This window comes from Xanthomonas sp. A1809, from assembly GCF_017746015.1.
Lineage (GTDB): Bacteria > Pseudomonadota > Gammaproteobacteria > Xanthomonadales > Xanthomonadaceae > Xanthomonas > Xanthomonas euvesicatoria.
On the sequence record NZ_JAGHWZ010000040.1, the window covers coordinates 1 to 3501 of the forward strand.

Sequence of the window (3501 nt, forward strand, 5' to 3'; positions counted from 1 at the left end):
CCTCCGTCAGCGTCCAGTACAGCTTTGACGAACCCTCCGCCATGCTCGTCGCCAGGGCGATGATCAGCGAGGCGCGCAGCGCCGTCACCACCAGGCCCATGGCCGCCTCGCGGGACTGGCCGGTCACGATGCTGTAGCCCTGGAGAAAAATCCAAAGCGTCAGCACCATCAATGACACCATACCTACCCAGGCCGTGGTGCGTTGTAACAACTCCCACTGCAAGATCGCAATCTCATCGCGCAGGTCGTTGCAAGTAGAGCCAAGGCGGACTTCCTGACCGCCTTGGCGATGTACCAGCTCGCTGAAGTGCAACGACCAACACGCCCGACTTACATGGACATCGAGCGCGAAGCACTTTCCTGGGTCTGCACCTGGATTGCCTGACGCTGGCTTTCCTCGGCTACTTGCCGGCTGCTGTTTTCCAACGGCTGATTCTGCGCTTGGTTGCGATCCACAAAAACCCGCTGCATTGCCGGGTCGGTCATCTCGCCCTGCACTGCGAAGAAGCCGTCGCCGCTCTTATTGGGCACCACATGGTCGATGCGTTGGAGACCGCTGACCTTGGACTCGAACACGATTTGGCCGGCTGCCTGCTCGAGTTCCTTGCGGTTGGCAAAACCGCCACGTTCCCCCAGCGCTTCGAGCTTGCTCACTGCACCGTTGTACATCGCGTTATCGGGATGGCGAGGGTCAGACAACAAGGGGCTGGAGGCTGCCTGTGCCGGCGCAGCAAGCGCGGCCGTATGCTCAGGTTGCTTGGATGTCCCCTGGGTCAACGCCTTAGCCAAAGCGGCCTGGGTCTGCTGACCTGCGACGCCGTCTATCTGCAACCCGTGCTCGCGCTGGAATTGCTCGACGGCATATTTTGTGTTGCCGCCGAAATCACCATCCGCGTCCAGCGGTTTCCCATCGCGGCCAACGGCGCCAAGCTGAGCAAGCTGGCCTTGAAGCTGCTTCACCTGCTCGCCACGCTCACCTTGTTCTAGTTTGCCGTCATGCGATGCATCGCGCTTCGGCTGTTGAGGCACAGCAGAGGTATTCGTATGCATGGCATGCGAACGGCCCGGCTGCATGTATTGATCCATTCCATCACGATTACGTGTGATGTCGTGCATGTAGTCATAGTTGCTGGTGCCGTTGCTGTCGCTGATGACCCGCCCGCCAGTGACCGCTTCGCGTGCACCACCGTAGCCTGAGATATGGCGGGCTTTCAGAAAGCCTGCCACCTTGGCTGGATCATCACCTTCGTCCAACACGCCATTGCGGATCGCTTGGCTATAAGCCTTGTCGCTGTTGATCTTGAACGCACCATCCTGCAATGCGGCCGATGACTTGTATTGCTCAAGGCTCAACCCGTTCTTCCAGTTAGAGGAGTCCTCAAGAAAACGCGTCATACCACCGCTACTCGCCCACTTCCATTCCGCACCACGTACCTTTTGTGGATCGAAACCGGCATCGGTCATCGCGGCGTTGAGCTTGGCACGATCTACATATCCCGCATCGGCTAACCAGCCCGCCCCTGCTTGATAACGACCGACGTAACCTTGTCTATTAGTAATCTGCAAATCGCCGCCATTGCTTTCGGTCATGACGGTCGATGCAATCAGACGACGAGTCATCGCGTCATCGAGACCCGCTATGTTGCCTTGATCGTAGCTTTGAGCGGTGGCCGCCGCTTTTTCTCGTCTATCAGCCATGATGCATGTCCTCTGGATATGACGGTTAGGAAAAACACCAGCCTTCTACTGGTGCCTGGGGGTGACTACTTCACAACTCTTTACATTGCAGCGCTTGAATTCTTTTTTGCGGCTTGGTTTTCGTAAAAACGAACGTTGTGGAGCCTGGCCCACGCGTTTCTGTACCATCGTCTAGATAGGCCTCTACAAATGCCTCACCTGCATTAAGACCGATCGCATAGAACTTGGTCTGCAATGAATCAGGCCCACCGTCATCGTCTCCCCCACACTTGTCTGCGATCAATCGCACCGATGTAGCCGCCGGCAACTGGCGCTTCAAGACTTCGGAATACTCTGGACTAGCGTAGAACTTCTTCACTGCAATGGATTGCACACTCTGCGCATCGCCATTGAGCGTGATGCCTGACTCGCCTTCATTGGCTTGATTCGGCGCTACCTCAGCACCCTGGCCTCCATCCGGCACATCTACTGCGCCAAATCCATCGAGTAGTAAGGTCCCGCTGCGATACTGCGCACTCTCGGGATCTGTGCTATCGGAATTAGATTTTGGGGAAGTATCGCGCCACTGCACACCGGGAACTGAATCAAAGATCGCCCAAGGCGTTCCGTTCCTGGCAACAAGTAACGAAACGACTTGGTAAAGTGATGTCATTCGTTCGGCTCCTTCTGAACTCCTGGTCTGAGACACACTTTTACTCTGACTTCCTTGCAAATTTTGCTGTTTTTCAAGAGGCATGACAGCCATTTTTTCTGGGGCAGCTTCTTGCTTACATGATGCAAGCAGCAAAAAACCACTGAGCATCAAAATGCCGATTAGATTTATTATAATTTTTATCACAAAAATCTCACTTAGATAAAATCCATTTAACTCAATACTGTATTTCAGTATTAGTTAAGAACCAACCTAGCGCAACCTGAAGACAAATAAATCGCTCACTTCCATAGCCACATGATAAATCACGCCCTTCCTTCTACCTCTGTCGCAGACATTTTATTCACAGCCGCAGCAGACCAGATATCTCCAACAGACAACAACTACCACAGTCAACCACCTAACTAAAACTTCTCAAAAATAGGTCGGGTGCACTCAGCAAGTGTTACTTTACACACGCCAGCGAAACTTTTTTCGCATTTTTCAGTAGCCAAGCTTGATGCTTTCTCTTTCGTAGGTGCGATAGCAATGCCTGCCTGACCAGACGAGGAAACTGCGGTAGAAATACATTGATTATTAAAAGTTTCAAAAACTTGGCAACTTCCAGCCCCAAAAGATTCGCAGCGACTAATAGCCTCTGCTTCAGCGTTATCCCTCTCAATTTTTCCAGCGGAAAACCCCATGTCCCCAGAGGAGTTCTTAGCCAAGGCTCCCCATGTTTTTATCCACCTACCCGTAGGCTGGGGCGGAGCTGGATTAGCCCTTGATGTGCCTGAATCAGGTCCACATTGGGGACTTCCAGGCGCAACGCCGTTTGGGCAGGCGGTCTGTGCAACAGTTGCGAAAGGAAAGCCGCACCAAATAGCAAGTGACATATAAAGAATATTGCGCATTAAATTTGAATTAAGCATTAGCTTTTCCTAAACGCCCATCGCTTTGGGGATTCTCTTGTTGCGGAACTCCTGCCACTCGACCACCTAGCTGCTCCGTAGTAGCGGTTTTTGTCTCGCTCCTGGGAGCCGGCTCTGCCGGTTGATAAGGCCTACCCGCCCCCGGCTCCTGATTGGCCCGGTCCAACTGCCCCAGCGCCGAGTAGGCCGTGAATTGGCCTAGCGTGCCCTGGAAGAAAGCCGCTGCCATCGGCGGTGCGG

4 protein-coding genes and 1 pseudogene are annotated in these 3501 nt (G+C 53.8%); all 5 read right to left on the reverse strand.

Going from position 1 to position 3501, the window contains the following annotated elements:
- Positions 1-298: type IV secretion system protein (locus J7396_RS22010; RefSeq protein WP_209262143.1), on the reverse strand; the 298-nt coding region annotated here is incomplete at its 3' end.
- A gap of 32 nt (positions 299-330) precedes the next feature.
- Positions 331-1620: a peptidoglycan-binding domain-containing protein gene (locus J7396_RS22015; RefSeq protein WP_109291418.1), complete on the reverse strand. Its 1290-nt coding sequence runs from the start codon at positions 1618-1620 to the stop codon at positions 331-333.
- Between the two features lie 148 nt (positions 1621-1768).
- Entirely contained in the window at positions 1769-2536 is a 768-nt protein-coding gene (locus J7396_RS22700; protein WP_235658054.1) for a hypothetical protein, read from the reverse strand.
- A gap of 218 nt (positions 2537-2754) precedes the next feature.
- A complete protein-coding gene (locus J7396_RS22025; protein ID WP_228735057.1) occupies positions 2755-3261 on the reverse strand; it encodes a DUF4189 domain-containing protein in 507 nt (168 codons plus the stop codon).
- Positions 3254-3501, reverse strand: a pseudogene (locus J7396_RS22705) (hypothetical protein); the annotation flags it as partial. The gene J7396_RS22025 and the pseudogene J7396_RS22705, both read right to left, overlap by 8 nt.